This is a genomic window from Embleya australiensis (genome assembly GCF_051903075.1).
Taxonomy (GTDB): domain Bacteria; phylum Actinomycetota; class Actinomycetes; order Streptomycetales; family Streptomycetaceae; genus Embleya.
The window spans coordinates 320,549-336,040 of the sequence record NZ_CP182423.1; the positions used below are offsets into that span (position 1 = coordinate 320,549).

13 protein-coding genes and 1 pseudogene are annotated in these 15,492 nt (G+C 71.4%); 11 read left to right on the plus strand and 3 right to left on the minus strand.

Features of this window, described 5'->3' with window-relative positions; all coding sequences use genetic code 11:
• Nucleotides 1-12 precede the first annotated feature (12 nt).
• Nucleotides 13-1,158, plus strand: a complete 1,146-nt coding sequence (locus ACMXN5_RS31760) for an HAD-IIIC family phosphatase (RefSeq protein WP_439678344.1) — start codon at nt 13-15, stop codon at nt 1,156-1,158.
• On the opposite strand, the gene ACMXN5_RS31765 is transcribed toward ACMXN5_RS31760, so the two are convergent.
• Nucleotides 1,136-1,798: a class I SAM-dependent methyltransferase gene (locus ACMXN5_RS31765; RefSeq protein WP_439681319.1), complete on the minus strand. Its 663-nt coding sequence runs from the start codon at nt 1,796-1,798 to the stop codon at nt 1,136-1,138. The two genes, ACMXN5_RS31760 and ACMXN5_RS31765, sit on opposite strands and share 23 nt — an antisense overlap.
• 689 nt (nt 1,799-2,487) lie before the next feature.
• Here ACMXN5_RS31765 and ACMXN5_RS31770 point away from each other — a divergent pair.
• The 4 genes from ACMXN5_RS31770 to ACMXN5_RS31785 all read left to right on the plus strand — a co-directional run bounded on the left by ACMXN5_RS31770 (nt 2,488) and on the right by ACMXN5_RS31785 (nt 8,477).
• A complete protein-coding gene (locus ACMXN5_RS31770; protein WP_439678345.1) occupies nt 2,488-5,295 on the plus strand; it encodes a helix-turn-helix transcriptional regulator in 2,808 nt (935 codons plus the stop codon).
• Nucleotides 5,296-5,407: 112 nt separating this feature from the next.
• Nucleotides 5,408-6,100: an alpha/beta fold hydrolase gene (locus ACMXN5_RS31775; protein ID WP_439678346.1), complete on the plus strand. Its 693-nt coding sequence runs from the start codon at nt 5,408-5,410 to the stop codon at nt 6,098-6,100.
• A gap of 267 nt (nt 6,101-6,367) precedes the next feature.
• Nucleotides 6,368-7,642 (plus strand): FAD-dependent monooxygenase, encoded by a 1,275-nt coding sequence (locus tag ACMXN5_RS31780; RefSeq protein WP_439678347.1) that lies wholly within the window; start codon nt 6,368-6,370, stop codon nt 7,640-7,642.
• Between the two features lie 631 nt (nt 7,643-8,273).
• The gene (locus tag ACMXN5_RS31785; protein ID WP_439678348.1) at nt 8,274-8,477 is read left to right on the plus strand and encodes a hypothetical protein; all 204 of its coding nucleotides are present in this window, start codon (nt 8,274-8,276) and stop codon (nt 8,475-8,477) included.
• Between the two features lie 95 nt (nt 8,478-8,572).
• On the opposite strand, the pseudogene ACMXN5_RS31790 reads toward ACMXN5_RS31785, so the two are convergent.
• Nucleotides 8,573-9,522, minus strand: a pseudogene (locus tag ACMXN5_RS31790) (NADP-dependent oxidoreductase).
• An 83-nt stretch (nt 9,523-9,605) separates the two neighbouring features.
• Between ACMXN5_RS31790 and ACMXN5_RS31795 the strand changes: the two are divergent.
• From ACMXN5_RS31795 to ACMXN5_RS31820, 6 genes are all read left to right on the plus strand, one after another.
• Entirely contained in the window at nt 9,606-10,178 is a 573-nt protein-coding gene (locus ACMXN5_RS31795; RefSeq protein WP_439678349.1) for a TetR/AcrR family transcriptional regulator, read from the plus strand.
• A 481-nt stretch (nt 10,179-10,659) separates the two neighbouring features.
• Nucleotides 10,660-10,872: a hypothetical protein gene (locus ACMXN5_RS31800; protein WP_380039864.1), complete on the plus strand. Its 213-nt coding sequence runs from the start codon at nt 10,660-10,662 to the stop codon at nt 10,870-10,872.
• A complete protein-coding gene (locus ACMXN5_RS31805) occupies nt 10,869-11,246 on the plus strand; it encodes a fic family toxin-antitoxin system, toxin component (protein WP_439678350.1) in 378 nt (125 codons plus the stop codon). The genes ACMXN5_RS31800 and ACMXN5_RS31805 overlap by 4 nt, the downstream gene beginning before the upstream one ends.
• 228 nt (nt 11,247-11,474) lie before the next feature.
• Nucleotides 11,475-12,728 (plus strand): hypothetical protein, encoded by a 1,254-nt coding sequence (locus ACMXN5_RS31810; RefSeq protein WP_439678351.1) that lies wholly within the window; start codon nt 11,475-11,477, stop codon nt 12,726-12,728.
• A gap of 631 nt (nt 12,729-13,359) precedes the next feature.
• Nucleotides 13,360-13,686, plus strand: a complete 327-nt coding sequence (locus ACMXN5_RS31815) for an ATP-binding protein (protein WP_439678352.1) — start codon at nt 13,360-13,362, stop codon at nt 13,684-13,686.
• 528 nt (nt 13,687-14,214) lie between these two features.
• On the plus strand, nt 14,215-14,655 hold the full coding sequence (locus tag ACMXN5_RS31820) for a hypothetical protein (protein WP_439678353.1): 441 nt from the start codon (nt 14,215-14,217) through the stop codon (nt 14,653-14,655).
• On the opposite strand, the gene ACMXN5_RS31825 is transcribed toward ACMXN5_RS31820, so the two are convergent.
• Nucleotides 14,652-14,858, minus strand: a complete 207-nt coding sequence (locus ACMXN5_RS31825) for a hypothetical protein (protein ID WP_439678354.1) — start codon at nt 14,856-14,858, stop codon at nt 14,652-14,654. The genes ACMXN5_RS31820 and ACMXN5_RS31825 overlap by 4 nt on opposite strands.
• Nucleotides 14,859-15,492: the final 634 nt, after the last annotated feature.

Consider the following 15,492-nt stretch of genomic DNA (forward strand, 5'->3'; position numbering starts at 1 on the left):
CGGGAGTCGAACATGAACCGACCGCCTCTGCCGGCCTTGCCCGTTCCGATCAAGTGCCTGGTCTGGGACCTCGACGACACGCTGTGGCGCGGCACGCTGCTGGAGGACGAGGAGGTCGTTCCGTTTCCGCAGGTCCGCGAGGTCATCGCCGGCCTGGACGCGCGCGGCATCCTGCAGTCGGTGTGCAGCCGCAACGATCACGACCCGACCTGGAGGCGGTTGACGGCGTTGGGGCTGGCCAACTGGTTCGTCGTGCCGGAGATCGGTTGGGGGCGCAAATCGGCGGGGGTCCGACGGATCGCCGAGCGGTTGCACTTCGCGCCTTCCACCATCGCCTTCATCGACGACCAGCCGGCCGAGCGGGCCGAGGTGGCCCACCACCTTCCGGACGTGCGCTGCTACCGGGCGGAGGACGCCGCGACGCTGCTCGGCCTGCCCGAGTTCAGTCCCGGGACGGTGACGGTCGACGCGCGCCGGCGTCGCACGATGTACCGGGCCGGGGTCCGGCGCACGGACGAGCGGGCCCGATTCACCGGCTCGCACGACGACTTCCTGCGCTCGTTGGAGATGGTGATGCGCATCGGGCGGGCCACGGCGGAAGAGTTGTCGCGGGTCGAGGAGTTGACGCTGCGCACCAGCCAGATGAACGCGACGGGGGTGCACTACCCCGACGCGACGCTGCGTGCCCTCCTCGACGACGCCCGCCACGAAGTCCTGGTCACCACGCTCTCGGACCGTTTCGGGCCGCACGGTGCGGTGGGTGTGGTGCTGCTGCGCAAACACCCGCGTGCGTGGCATCTCAGGCTGCTTGCCACCTCGTGCCGCGTGGTGGCGTTCGGCGTCGGCACGATCATCCTGAACTGGCTGGTGGATCGGGCGGCTCGGGCGGGCGTGCACCTGCTGGCGGACTTCCGGGCCACGGACCGCAATCGCATGATGGAGATCGCCTACCGGTTCGCCGGCTTCGACGAGTCGCCCTGCGCCTGTGCCGACGGGGTGGTCGAGCGGGATCCCGCCGCGGACATCCGGGTGTTGCACCTGCTGCCGGAACCGCGGCCGGCGCCCGGGACGGTCCGGCTGATCGCGCCGGATCCGCACGAGGGGCCGAACCGGGCGCTCGGGGGCGAGCGGCCGGTCACCTCCGGCGGACCAGGGTAATGCCGTCGGCCACGGGAAGCATGCAGATGTCGACCCGGCGGTCGTCCCGGATCCGGGCGTTGACCTCGCGAACACCGACGGTGTCCGCGTCCACGGCGAGTGGGTCGACGACCCGACCGAAGAAAAGCGTATTGTCCAACACCAACAATCCGCCCGGCCGCACGAGTTCCCGAGCCAGCTCGTAGTAGTGCGGATAATTCCGCTTGTCGGCATCGATGAAAACAAGGCCGAATTCGCCGGATCGACCCTCGGCGATCATTTCTCGAAGTGTTTCGGTCGCCGCTCCGATCCGAACCTCGATCCGCTCGGACACACCCGCCCGTCGCCAATACGCGGCACCGATCTCGGGCCACCGCGCGGTGATGTCGCAGGTGATCAGGCGTCCGTGCGGCGGCAGCGCACGTGCCATGCACAGAGTGCTGTATCCGGTGAAGGTGCCGATCTCCAGGACCTCCGCAGCACCGGTGGCCGCGACCAGCATCGCCAGGAACTGCCCCTCCTCGGGCATGACCTGCATCGCCTCCCCGGCGGGCAGTTCGGCGGTCGCGTGCCGCAGGTCGCGCAGAATCTCGTCCTCGCGGAGCGAGAACTCCCTGACGTATTCCAGAATTTCCGGTCCGCCCGCAATCTGATTCGCCATATCGAAAATCCTAGACGGCACTCCGGCCATAATTCAATGCATGACGCCGGCATCGACGGCCGCCGAATGCACGGTCTCGCCGTGGGCGGGCTGGATCCATCCCGGCCGGAACGCGTAGGCGCGCATGACCATGGCGAACGGGGGCGTTCTCCGTCCCGGCCCTTCACGCGAGCCCGGGCCGAACGCCCCTGTTCGGTGCTGTCGGTGCCTTCGCCGGAGTCGTAGACGAAGTGAGTTCCGGGTTGCCGGCGGACACCACGCGTGCGGCCTCCAGCGTGTAGGTGCACGTGATGCGTACTCGCCGGCGTCGCGCCCGGCTGCGGAAACGCCCAGGCAGTAAAAGCCGAAAGCTCCGGGCGGCGTTCGCCTCCCATGTCCGGGCTGCCCGCACCCACCCGTCGCCCTGGACGGTAGCGGAGACCTCCACGCGCTGCGTCGTGCCGCGGCCGGCCCATGCAACCCGAATGGAGCGTGTCGCCGCCGCGACCACCCGGCGCGGTGACGGGCCGGCGGCGGTGGCCGCGCAGCTGCGCACCGCGAACTCGCGCTCACCGCAGGCATTCCGTCGATCTCGGCGACGCTCCGGGCGATACTCACGATTCACACCGCTCCGGCGATCGGCCGCGACGTGTGTCGGTCGGGGCGCGGGCGCTCTGCATCGAACGCAACAGACCCCAGGAGGTGTCGTGATGCACGAACGCACCGGCGATCACTACCTGTTCGCCACCACGGCCGACAGCCGCACGCCCGATACGGGCGACAGCGCGTTGATCGGCCGCGAGGTCGACCTGGCGCGGCTCGACGCCTTCCTGACCGACGTACGGTACGGCGGCGGGTCGTTGGTGCTGCTCGGGGAGCCGGGCGTCGGGAAGACGACGCTGCTCACCGCGTTCGCCCGGCGGGCCGATGCCGCCGGGATGCGCGTACCGCACACCGTCGGCGTGCAGTACCGGGCGCGGACCGGATACGGTGCGCTGCGCCGGCTGCTGACCTCCGTTCCCGACGTGCGGGCCAAGATCGCCGGTATGCCCGTGCTCGCCGCGGCGCTGGACCTGGAACGGGCGGCCGCTCCCGGGCCGGAGGCGGTCGCGGAAGCCGTGGTGTCGCTGCTCACGGATCTTTCCCGCAACCGGCCCACCGTGCTCGTGTTGGACGATGCGCAGTGGCTGGACCCGGCCAGTGCGGTGGTGCTCACGCAGGTGGCCCGCAGCCTGGTGGGGGTCGGGGCGGGCATGGTGTGTGCGGTCCGGATCGGCGACGAGGGCTTCTTCGACCACGGCGGCCTGCCGCTTCACGAGTTGGGCGCGCTCAGCGAGGCCGCGTCGGAGGAGCTCTTGTCCCGCCGCTTCCCCTCGCTCGCCCCGAGAGTGCGCCGACGCCTGATGGCCGACGCCGAGGGCAACCCGCTCGCGTTGCTCGAACTCCCGGCCGCCCTCACCGACTCCCAGCGCAGTGCGGGCCGGGCCCTGCCGAGCCGCATCCCGCTCAGCCGGCGGCTCCAGGCGACGTTCGCCTCCCGGATCACCGTGTTGCCCGCGGCCACCCGGCATCTGCTGCTCGTGGCGGCGTTGGAGGGCAGCGGCAATCTCCTGGTGGTGCGCCGGGCGGTGGCCGGCCGATGCGATCTCAAGCACCTCGCCCCCGCTGAGCGGGCCCGTCTCGTCCACGTCGACGACCTGACCGGGCGCCTCGAATTCCGGCACTCGCTCATCCGCACCACCGTGGTGGACCTGTCCACCAGCGATCAGCGGCGCAGCGTGCACCGCGCGCTCGCCGAGGCGTGGACCGGAGTGCCCGAGCAGCGTGTCTGGCACTTGGCGCAGGCGGCGGAGGAGCCCGACGAGCGGATCGCCGCGCTGCTGGAGGAGACCGCGGACATCAGCGCCCGGCGCGGCGACGGACCGGGCTCGGTGGCGGCGCTGGTCCGCGCCGCCGACCTGAGTCCGGCGGCGGCCGAGCAGGCTCGGCGACTGGCCAAGGCCGCGTACGTCGGGGCGAACATCACCGGCGACCTGCGCGATGTACCCCGTCTCCTGGAGCACGCGCGCCAGGCCGACCCGAACGCCGACTCGTTGGCCGCCGCGGTGGCCGCCGCGATGTATCTGCTCAACAGCCACGGCGATGTCGACACCGCGCACCGCCTGCTGTCCGGCGCCATCGCACTCCAGCCCGAGCCGTACGACCCGGCCGACCCCACCGTGCTCGAAGCCCTGTCGACGCTGCTCATCGTCTGCGTCTACGGTGCCAGGCCACGCCTGTGGGCGAATTACGACGCGGCGCTGGCCAAGTGCTCCTCGGTGCCGGACACCCTGCGGTTGCTGCGGACCACCTTCGCCGATCCGGCCCGGGCGCGCCCGGACGACTGGGCTCGGCTCGACGCCGCCGTCGCGGCCTTGGTCGAAGCCTCCGATCCCGTCCGCATCGTCCGGATCGGCACCGCCGGGGCCTACGCCGACCGCCTCGGTGCCATGGACGAATCGCTGTTGCGCACCGCGCGGGGCGGACGCGGCGGCGAGAACAACTTCCCGGCCATCCAGGCCTCGTTCCTGTGGGGCAGTCACGCCTGGCTCACCGGCCGGTGGGGCGAACTGCGCGACGTGGTCGGCAACGGGCTGGCGCTCTGCGAGGAGTTCCACTACCCGCTGCGCTCATGGACCGGGGAGTTCGTGCTCGCGTGCGTGTCCGCGGCCTGTGGCGACCACGCCACCGCCCGTGCCCTCGCCGACCGCATGGACCAGTGGGGCGGCTCCCGCCGCGCACACGCCGTCACCTGCTACGCCGCGCACGCCAAGACGCTGCTCGCGCTCTCCCGGGGCGATTTCGAGACGGCCTACCACCACGTGTGCCGAATCTCGCCCGCCGGGACTCTCGCCCCGTTCGTCGGACACGCGCTGTGGGCGATCCTGGACACCGTCGAGGCGGCGGTACGCACCGGCAGGCGCGAGCAGGCGCGCGAGCACGTCGCGGCGGCCCGGGGGGCGGGGCTCGACGCGGTCTCGCCGCGCCTGCGCATCGTCCTGCGCGCCTGCGACGCCATGGCGTCGCGCCACGACACGACGGCCCTGCGGTGGTTCGACGAGGCCCTGGCCGACGAGGACGCCGAACGGTGGCCCTTCGAGCACGCCCGCATCCGGTTGTACTACGGCGAACGGCTGCGCGCCGGCGGCGCACTCACGCCGGCCCGGCTCCACCTGGCCGCCGCCGCGGAGAGCTTCGAACAGCTCGGCGCGACGCCCTGGGCGCGACGCGCCGAACAGGAACTGCGGGCCTGCGTCGGCGATCACCCCACGGGTCCGCGAGGCGGCACACTCACCGCTCAGGAATACCGGGTCGCGAGCCTGGCCGCTACCGGCCTGACCAACAAGCAGATCGGCGAACGGTTGTTCCTGTCTCCACGCACGGTCTCCTCCCACCTCTACCGGGCGTTCCCCAAGCTGGGCGTCACCTCCCGGGCCGGACTGCGCGACGCACTGGCGGACACCAAGGTGCCGGGGTAGCCCTCGATTTGCGTCAAATGACGCAAGAAGCCGGGCCGTTCGCCTTCCTAGAGTCGGTGCCACGGGCCGGGGCATCAGGTCACCGGCCCCGGGACTGGGGAGAAACGAAACGATGAGCGACAACGCATCGCGTGGGCACATCGTCCTCGTCCACGGCGGCTTCGTGGACGGCGCCGGCTGGCAGGGCGTGTACGAGGCCCTGACCGAGGAGGGGTACACCGTGGCCGTCGTGCAGAATCCGACGTTGTCGCTGGACGACGACGTGCTCGTCACCCGGCGGGTGATCGACGCGCAGCCGGGTCCGGTCACCCTGGTCGGGCACTCGTACGGCGGCGCGGTGATCACGGAGGCGGGCAACCACGACAAGGTGACGGCACTCGTCTACATCGCCGCCTTCGCCCCGGACAAGAGCGAGTCGGTGAACACCCTGATCGCCGACCCGCCGCCCGGCGCGCCGGTGCCGCCGATCCTGCCGCCGGTCGACGGCTTCCTGTTCCTGGACCGGGAGCAGTTCCCCGAGTCCTTCGCCGGCGACCTGCCGCCGGCCCGGGCCCGGTTCCTGGCCGACTCGCAGGTGCCCTGGGGCGTGGCGGCGCTCGCCGGCGCGGTGGCCACCCCGGCGTGGCGCACGAAGCCGTCCTGGTACCTGATCGCGACCGAGGACCGGATGATTCCGCCGCCGGCGCAACACGCCATGGCCGAGCGGATCGGCGCGACGACGGTCGAGGTGGCCGGCAGCCACGCGATCTACGTCTCGCAACCCGCCGCCGTCGCCGACCTGATCAAGCGGGCCACCGACTCCTGATCCGCCGCACGCGCATCCCCGTCCGCCCGCCGCATCGGTCCACCACGGCCGACGCGGCGGGCGACACGGGGCTCGCCCTCATCGGCCGCCGACGACCCGCGTCGCCACCGACGCGGTCCCGCTCAACCAACCCCGACGACACACGACACCACCGGAACCGACCGGTACATCCGGCCGGCCTCCCGGGGACGGGCCCGATCGGCGTCTGGGGCGGGCTGCTGCGCACGAACTTCCATGACAACGGCGGCGAAAGGCGGGAGCGGGCGGATGAGGATCTCGATCGTGGGTGGTGGGATCGCCGGGTTGACCTGCGCGCTGAGTCTGCACGCCGCCGGGTTTCGGCCGCGGGTGAGCGAGGCGGCGCGGACGATCGAGGCGGTGGGTGTGGGGATCAACCTGCTGCCCCACGCCGTTCGCGAGCTCGCCGAGCTCGGCCTGGCAGACGAGTTGGCCGCCATCGCGCTGCCGCCGCACCGGTTGGCCTACCACGACCGGGCGGGCGAGCCGGTGTGGGCGGAGCCGCTCGGCCTGGCAGCGGGCTACCGGTGGCCGCAGTATTCGGTACACCGGGGCCGCCTGCACGTCATGCTCCTGGCGGCGGTGCGCGAACGTCTGGGGCCGGACTCCGTCCGCACCGGCCTGACGTTCCGAGGCTTCGAACGCACGAGGGACGGCGTTCGAGCCCATTTCCTGGACCGGACGAACGGTGCGCCGACAGTGGAGGACGCCGATGTGCTGGTCGGCGCCGACGGCATCGACTCGGTGGTCCGCGCCCGGCTCCACCCCGACGAGGGCGCGCCGCGCGGAAACGGCGTGCACATGTGGCGCGGGGTCGCCCGATGTCCGCACATCCTCGACGGCCGTTCGATCGTGGTGGCCGGGGGCACCCCGGGAGCGAAGTTCGTCGCCTATCCGATCGAGGACCCGGCGACGCCGGGCGGCGAGGCACTGCTGAACTGGGTGCTGGAGGTAGGGCACGGGCACCGCGCCGAACTCCGGAACCGCTCGCACCGTCGCGTCCCGGCCGCGGAGGCGCGTGCCGCCCTGGCCGTCTGGAGCCTGCCGTGGATCGACCCGATCACGCTGGTCGAACGTTCCCCGATGATCCTGGAGTATCCGATGCTCGACCGCGACCCGCTGCCGCGCTGGAGTTTCGGAAGCGTCACACTGCTCGGCGACGCCGCACACCCGATGTTCCCGATGGGCATGAACGGCGGATCGCAGTCCATCGTCGACGCCCGCGTCCTCGCCTGGTGCCTGGCCCGGGACCACGATCCCGCGGCTGCGCTGGACCGCTACGACCGCATGCGCCGACCTGCGGTCAACCCGATCGTCCTGGCCAACCGAAACCTGGGACCGGAAGAGATCATCGCGCGCGCCGCCGAACACGGCGGCCCCCTCCCCGCCGGCCGAGCGGAGCGGATCGCCGACACGTACAAGGAACTCGCCGGCGCCACGGTCACACAGGTCAACACCCACCCGTCATGGACGATCCCGCGCCACGCCCCGGACCCGACCGACCCGGAGCGAGCGAACCCTTGACTACGAACGCCGACGAACTCCGCGCACCGGCACCGGGAACGAGGACATAGGCACCCGGCCCGCAGCATCAGTCGCCGACATCGGGGACGACCGGGGCATCGCCGAATCCGGGTCCGCGCACAGGGCCGCTCCGGAGCAGGGCGGCGTTCCGGCCGGATGTCCGTGAGGCGGACCGATCGTCGTACCAGCCGTTCGAAATTCGGCGTGGTGTCGTGCTCGTGTGGGCTCGACGCCTCGGTTCTCGCCCGCCGGATGGTGCGCGCGAGAGCACGTCGCGTCCGCGAAGTCCCGGCCGTACAGGGCCCCTGCCGGTCAGTGGTGGAGTTCCACGCACGACCGAGAGCGCACGGCATCGTTGAACCGGCGTGAGCACCCCCGAGTCCCGCTCGCGCTCGACCGTTGCCGTTGCCGTTGCCGTCAGCCACCTGTGCAACGGGCGGATCCCGGGCCGCGGCGGGGCGCCCGGGATCCTGCGATCCGAAGTCGGATCGTCCCGGCCGGTGGCGTTGTACGCACACTGCCGCCGAGCCCGACCCGGCCGCGATCGCGGCGAACTCCTCGTCGAGGACCACATCCGTGCGGTTGTCGAACACGAAGTCCCCGCACCGCAAAAAGGACTACGAACCGGGGTGTGGCTGCCCTACCGCAACGAACTCCATGGGGCACAACGTCCGGGCGCCACGACCTGGACGCACAGGTCGATCTCGCTCCTTCCCAGCCGGCCCGCCTCGACGAGGTCAGCGCCATCGCCCTCGGCAATCCGCACGGCCTGCTCGCCGGCGATCACATCCGCACGGTCACCACAGGCGACCTGAAGATCGACACCATCGTCTGATTCGCTTCATGAACAGCGGCATCCGGACATATCGCCATGGTTGCCTGCTCTCTGGGCTGTTCGGCCGTGTCGTGTATACCGGGCCGGCAGGGCGATCACAGGACGAGTATGAGCTTGCCGCCGGGTCGGCGGGACCGACTGAGCTCGGCCGCTTCCTGGATCCGGTCGAGCGTGTAGGTGCGGGCGACCGGTACGACCAGGATGCCTTCGCCGGCGAGCCGGGCGAACTCGTCCATCCGGTCGTAGCGGATCTCGGTGGTGATTCGAACGCCCAAGTCGGCCGCGGCGGCGAAGTCCGAGAGGGTGAGGACACGGTCGGGATCCCCGGTCAGCTCGATCAGGGTCGGCAGCGAACCGCCGGCCGGGCTGGGCCGGTCGGCGCGGTCGATCCGGCCGCCGGTCGGCGACGTGTCCAGGGCGCGGTCGACCCGGCCCCCGGCCAGTGCGCCGACACGTTCGACCATGCCCTCGCCGTAGGCTGTCACCCGGGCGCCGATCTCTTCCAGGGCCGCGGCCCGAGTCGGCCCGGCGGTGGCGATCACCCGAATGCCCCGGTGCAGCGCCAAGCGCACCGCCGCCTCTCCCACCGTGGTACCCGCGCCGTGGACGAGCAGCAACTCACCCGGCCGGACGCCGAGATCGTCGAGCGCGCGCCACGCCGTCTCGGCCGCCATCGGCAGCGCGGCGGCCTGCTCGGTGGTGACGCCTTCGGGGATGCGTGCCAGGCCGGCATAAGCGCGTACTCGGCGGCGCCGGCCGTCGGGCCGCCGAAGGTGGCCGGGCCGAACACGCGGTCCCCGATCCGGACACCGGTGACGCCCTCACCGAGCGCGTCGACGGTGCCCGCGACCTCCAAGCCGAGCCCGCGCGGCAGCGGCGGCAGATGGTCGGCGAGGAGACCGTCGACGACATGCCAGTCGGCCGGTGTCAGGCCGCACGCCCGCACGGCGATCCGGATCTGACCGGGACCCGGTTCCGGCTGTGGGACGTCGCGGAGCACGATCACGTCCGGGGAACCGAACCGGTCGAATTGGAGAGCCTTCATGCCGATCTCCCAAGTGATGACAGCATCTGTTGTCATCGAACATATCAGCTGACAACAGCTTCTGTTGTCGTAACCTGGTGGGCATGCCGAGATGGGAATCCGACGCACAGGGCCGGCTCGAGCGCGCGGCGCTCGAACTGTTCGAGACGCAGGGGTTCGAGCGCACCTCGGTCGCGCAGATCGCGGGCGCCGCCGGGCTGAAGGAGCGCTCCTTCTACCGCTACTTCCCCGACAAACGGGAAGTCCTCTTCGCCGGCAACGAACTCGAGGCCCACCTCGTCGCCCGATTCGAGGCGACCGACCCGGACCTCACGCCGATCGAGGCGCTGCTGACCGCGCTGAAAACCGCCGAGGAGACCTTTCGCCCGCGCGAGTTGCTGCTGCGCCGCGTCAGAGTGATCGCCGCCAACCCGGCGCTGGCCGAGCGTGATCTGATCAAGCTCGCCGACATCGCCGACGCGCTGGCGCGGGCGCTGGAGCGCCGCGGCGTCGAGCCCGACAAGGCACGCTTCGTCATCGACGTGGTGCTGGCAATCCACCGGCGCGCCACGACTCGCTGGCTGGCCGACCCGGACGCCTCCCTCTCCCGGCTCATCACCCAGGCCGCCGACGAGCTGCGCGAGGCGCTCACGCCGCCGGCTCCGACGACCCGCTGATCCGCCCAGGACCCCGAAGCCGGCCGCAACGGACACGTAGGTGTCCTATCCCCGGTCGGCCGACCGGACTGCGACGCGTATGTCGAGACGTCACTTCCGAACAACCGGTGCCCCAAGCGAGGTTGGGCATTCAACGTCGTTCGCACGGAGAACGTCGGAGGGCTCCGGGGGTCGGTATGGCCGGAGGTCGAGGACCTGATGGCGGACGGAGTCCGGGTCGTCGGTGCCGCGGTGCCGGTCGACGCCCACTGTGGGCGCACCGCCCGGTCGACCTGTTGCCCGATCGTTGCGCCGACACGTTCGCGACCCGGCTCGCCGGGGTTCCCGCAGTCGCCGGGGGCCGGACGACCGGCGGCTCCCGGGCCGCCGCCGGCGCCGCCGGGCCTTGTGCGGACGGCTCCCGGAGCGGGAGAACACGGCGCCGTGCACCGATCCTGCTTCTCGGTCCCCCCTCTTGCTATCAGGTGGTAGCTTGCGGGGTATGGCGAAGACGCAGGTGAATCTCCGGCTGGAGGAGTCCGCGGCGGAGATGGCGCGGCAGGCGGCGCAGACGCGGCACATGGCGGTGAACGAGTACGTGGAGCAGTTGATCCGCACGGACAACGAGCGGCTGCGCGAGGTGTTCCTGGCGGGCGCGCAGGAGGTCTTGGACGGCTACGGCGACCTCCTCGACGGGATCGAGGCGCGCGGGTGAGCGTGAGTGTCGACCTGTCGTGGATCCTCGAGGTGGCCCGTCGCGCCGGGCGCGACGATCCGGCTCCGGACGACTACGGGGTGCCGGTGGCGGCGGTGGAGCGGCATCGGGCGGTGATCGCCGGACAGGACGTCTACCACGGCACCTACGCGAGGGCTGCGGCCCTCGCGCACAGCCTGGGCCGGATGCGCTGGCTCGAGCACTCGAACCTGCGCGTGGCCGTCGCGGTCGCCCACGGCTACCTCGTCGCCTGTGGCGTGCCGGCCAAACTCACCCAGACCGGAGTCACCGCGCTCGCCGACGAGTTGACCCGCGCCTCCTCGACCGCCGCGAGCGTCGCCGCAGTCCTCAGGACCTGGGAAACCACCGACTGAACCACGGGCAGGGACGTGCCTCTGGGCCGAGTGCCGGGACTTGCCCGGCTGAGAACCGGCCCGACCCCGACCGAGCCACGCCCGATGTCCGGCCGACCGACGCCTGGCGTACCCCCGAGGCCCCTCCGGCGCCGCCGGCGCCGGCCTCGAACGGATCGGCGGGTAGCTGTCCGGCGGCTGGGATCCGCCCACCGAGGTGCAGGCTCCCGAACGGGTCGGTCATGGCGAATGGACCGCATCGATCGGCCGGATCGGCGCGATCGCGTTGCGCGCCGCCATCCGTCGACGCCGGCGGAGCACCGCGAGCACCTGTTGGCCCTGTTGGAGGTCTGGTCGGAGTCCGTATGCGTCGACGCCGATGCCCGATGGCGAGTGGGAAACGTGTCGGAGCCGAGCGTGTTCCGGTCCTGGATCCGTGACGAACACGGAGCGACCGTTCGGCTGTTCCGGCACACAGGGGGCATGCGCGTCCTCGAGTTCCGGCACGGGGCTGCGGCAGCACCGGGGTTGGGCCCGTTGACCGATGTCGTCGAGTCGCCGCGCAGCGGCTGGCGCGACGCGCGACGGATTCGCGAACTGCTCGCCCTGGTCCGGCCCCGCGGTCCGATGCCCCGGGATCCCGAGGCGGTCGCGCTGCTCGTCGGCGGCACCGGAATCTCCCGCGCCGCGGCCGTCCTGCTGTTGGCCGCCAATCCCGGGACGAGGTCGTCCCCCGAGCCGTTTCCGGATCGCGAGGAGCGGCGCGCCTTGGGCCTGAGCACCATCGAAGCCAAGCTCGCCGAGGCGGAACCGGATTCGCTGATCGACACCGAACGACTCGACCTGTTCGCAGACGCCCTGCCGGCGAACCCCCGGCAAGCTCGTCCCGCGCCGAGGGGCGCGAGGGGCAGGCGCGGAGGTCCGGCCCCCGCCGTTCCGTGTGTCCGTAGCACGACCGTATGTCCGCCTATCGGGGCGCGTCGCATACCGGAAGGGGACGCGCGGGGACATCCCCCGAACGGGCGCGCCCGGCGGCTCCGTGCCCGCGTGGACGGTCAGAGCGGCAAGGTCGTCGACCACCGCGCGCAGCATCCCGTGGCGCGCGTACGAGCGGCGTTGCCGCCCCGCGCCGCCACCGGCCCGCGCGCATCGATCCAACACGGCTTCCCCGGCGAGCGGCGAAGCGAGCACGGGTCAGTTCAGCCAGTTGCGAAGGGCCGCCAGGCCTGCCGCGCGCGCGATCTCGTCCACCGCGGAGGCCTCGACGCGCCGTGTGGCCTGCCCGGCCGCAGGGGTCTTTGCCGGGCGGGCGAGCCGGCACGGCTCGCCGCCGGGCGCGGCCATCACCACCGGGCTACGAAGATCGCCGCAGACCCATACGGCACCCAGCCCGTCGATCATCGACTCCATACGGTCGCCGGCAGCGAGGCCAAGCAGACGCATGCGGCGCCGCCGTCGGGTGCCGGCAGATCGACGCGGCACGGCCATACCTGCCACGGGTGAGCACACAGCAACTCCCGCTGCACGTCGACGCTTCGCACGGCGTTGCCAAGCGTGTTACACAAGCCCCCGTAGACGATGGTCGTGACGACCCCGGCGTTCCGGGCAGCGCCGCAAATGCCGCGAGCAGGACCGCGGAGGCGACGACCAGGACCAGCAGGAAGATCCTTGTGTTGTTCCGTTGTCCGCGGATCGCGACGACGGCGTCCTCGAGCCGCCGCACATAGTTCTGCGCCCCAGGTGTCTCGGCGGCGGGTCGGGGCGAGACCTCGTACCCGAACCGGTGTGCCGGTGGCGGATCATGCACGGTGGAGCCCCCGTTTCGCCAAGTTTCCGGAGGTGGTCCACTGCGCCCGGTCGGACACGTCAAGAGCACCGCACGGCCGACCCGGGTAGACCTGCGACGGCCGACGCGCGCACCTTTCGAGCCACCCGGCCGTCGAATCCCGGCGGGTGAATCCGTGATCGCGTGACCCGGGTCAGGCGCCGGCGTCGCCGAGGGCGGTCGGGAGTGTGTGCCGGCATGTCCCGCATCTGTCAACGAGGTTGACGTCGACGAAGTCGGCGACGAGGGCGAGGGCGTGGAGTTCACCGGGGGTGACGGCCCATTGCCGTCTCGCCGGGTGAGGGGATCGTGCCCGTCGAAGGCGAGAACCTTCCGCGCAAGCAGTCGGTGGTGAGGGAGTTGGTGACCAATGTGCGCAGATACGCGCCCGGTCCGTGCCTGTTGACGCTGGACGTGCGCGACGCCGCGGTCAAAGTGGGCGTGTGGGACGGCGACCCACCGTCTCCGTCGATCCTGCCCACCGATCCGGACCGGATCGGCCGGCACGGTCTGGAGATCGTGATGGCGCTCTGCCGCAGCTTCGCGGTGCACCGCGAACCCGTGGGCAAGCGGATCTGCGCATCCGTCGTCCTGGCCGACGATCCCGGCGGCCCGGTCGCCGGTCCAAGACCGTGACGACCCCACCTCCGGCCCGCCCCGCGCATGCCCGGCGCGTCCGACTCCGCGATCGGCTCGGCCGACAGCCTCGCCCGCCCGTCCCCGGTGGCGCCCGCCCGCACCCGCGCCCGGACGTCCTGCGGCCACCCGTACGTCCGATACACCCACGCGCGAAGGACCCCGAGAGTCGACGAACTCGACGTCGGACCAGGCAACGAGCATGGCCGCCCCGTGCACCGCGCTGTGCCGTCCGCCCGCGCCCGCGTCCGTGCTCGGCACGGGGACTGCGCCGTCGGTCCCGATCGTGGCGCCGCAATCGATCCCCGCTCCCATCCAGGCCGCACAGTGTGTCCGCCCTGAGGGCGCGCGCAACCGCTACGCGCCGTCGCGTCTCGCCGGCCCCTTTGGGACTCCAGCCGTAGATCGTGATCTTGCTGCTGAGGGCCGCAGCGAAACGACGGAAGTCGCTGATGGTCACACCGTTGATCTCCACTGACAGCCCGGACCGTCCGCCGACTGACAGAGCGCACTGCCAGACTCCTCAGCATGGGTATCTTCTACGATTACTTCGGCGCGCCCGACGATCAGGCAGCGGCATCAGCCTTTGCGGAGGGACCCGAGGACGCCGGTTTCGACACGGTCTGCGTCAAGACGATAGACCCCGCCGTCCTGCTTGGTCAGGCGGTGGCGCTGCTTGTTCGTGAACCTGTCTCGCGGGTTGTCGGGCATCCCCGGTTCGGTCATCTGGTGACGAGCCCGGAGGCAGAGAGCATCTGGATCGTTACTCTGCCCGACGAGGTGCGCGACGCCTTGGCGGAGGCACCCTGCGAACGACTGGCCGAGATCTGCATACCGTGGTCACAAGCGGAGGAGTTCCACGGGTTTGCCGATCCCGGCCATCTTGCGGACTTCCTCGACGAGCTTGCGGCACTGGCCGGACGGGCTCGGTCACACGGCCACGGACTCTACTGCCACATGGTGCTCTAACCGCGCTGTTCCACCGGCAGCCGACGCGGGTGGTGCCCCATGGTCATCATCCGGATCGTATCCGGATCGCTTCGCCTCGACCTCCTGCCGGATTTTCCTGACGGGTTCAGCGCGAGGACGGGTGGGTCGTTCGGGTGGGCGGCGAGCGCGTCGCGGGCGTCCAGGATCGCGGCGCGCAAAGCCTCGTGTCGCGTGGTGGGCACGGGCCGCAGGTTATCCGGGACATTGCGAGGGAAACGACGCAACCACGCCGCCGGATCGCGATCCCGGACTCCGGGGCCCCGGACCTCCGCCAGTCAACCCCCCGATGGCCGTGGCCCCCGGTGGTTCGTCGAGCGGTGCGGTCACGGCGCGGCGGAACGCATCCGCCTGAGCGGCGTCCGTGTGGGAGTACCGCGGGTCGGGTCCCTTCCTCGATGACCCGGGCGTCGGACCCGTGGTCGAAGTCGCGTTGGTGTTCGGCGATCCGTCGGTCGACCGCCCGGTCGCATGCCGCGATCCGCTCCCTGCGGTAACGCGGCAGGAGTTCCGCGGTGGACTCCGAGCGCACGCGGCCCGTCCGGGGCGGTGCACGAGCCCGAACCACCGTTGCGTACACCGTCGGTCGCCACGGTGTTCGTCGGCGTCCCGACGTGGAACCTGCGCCTTGGCGGCGGGCGGTGGCGTCGGAGCGTTCCGGCATCCCATCTTCTGGGCCCGGCGAGCCCGCACGCTTTTCGTGCGCCAAGCCGTTGCCCGACCGTACGCAATGCCGGTTACCTGTCGACATATCGACGGCTTTTGACATCCTCCGCCATATGTCCGGTTGTTTGGGTATTGCCGGCTATACCCGTGGTT

Bases quoted from the DNA above. Each gene is read 5' to 3' on its own strand.
- ACMXN5_RS31760 (WP_439678344.1), top strand. From the start codon at position 13: ATGAACCGACCGCCTCTGCCGGCCTTGCCCGTTCCGATCAAGTGCCTG.
- ACMXN5_RS31765 (WP_439681319.1), bottom strand. From the start codon at position 1,798: ATGGCGAATCAGATTGCGGGCGGACCGGAAATTCTGGAATACGTCAGG.
- ACMXN5_RS31770 (WP_439678345.1), top strand. From the start codon at position 2,488: ATGCACGAACGCACCGGCGATCACTACCTGTTCGCCACCACGGCCGAC.
- ACMXN5_RS31775 (WP_439678346.1), top strand. From the start codon at position 5,408: ATGAGCGACAACGCATCGCGTGGGCACATCGTCCTCGTCCACGGCGGC.
- ACMXN5_RS31780 (WP_439678347.1), top strand. From the start codon at position 6,368: ATGAGGATCTCGATCGTGGGTGGTGGGATCGCCGGGTTGACCTGCGCG.
- ACMXN5_RS31795 (WP_439678349.1), top strand. From the start codon at position 9,606: ATGCCGAGATGGGAATCCGACGCACAGGGCCGGCTCGAGCGCGCGGCG.
- ACMXN5_RS31800 (WP_380039864.1), top strand. From the start codon at position 10,660: ATGGCGAAGACGCAGGTGAATCTCCGGCTGGAGGAGTCCGCGGCGGAG.
- ACMXN5_RS31810 (WP_439678351.1), top strand. From the start codon at position 11,475: ATGGACCGCATCGATCGGCCGGATCGGCGCGATCGCGTTGCGCGCCGC.
- ACMXN5_RS31820 (WP_439678353.1), top strand. From the start codon at position 14,215: ATGGGTATCTTCTACGATTACTTCGGCGCGCCCGACGATCAGGCAGCG.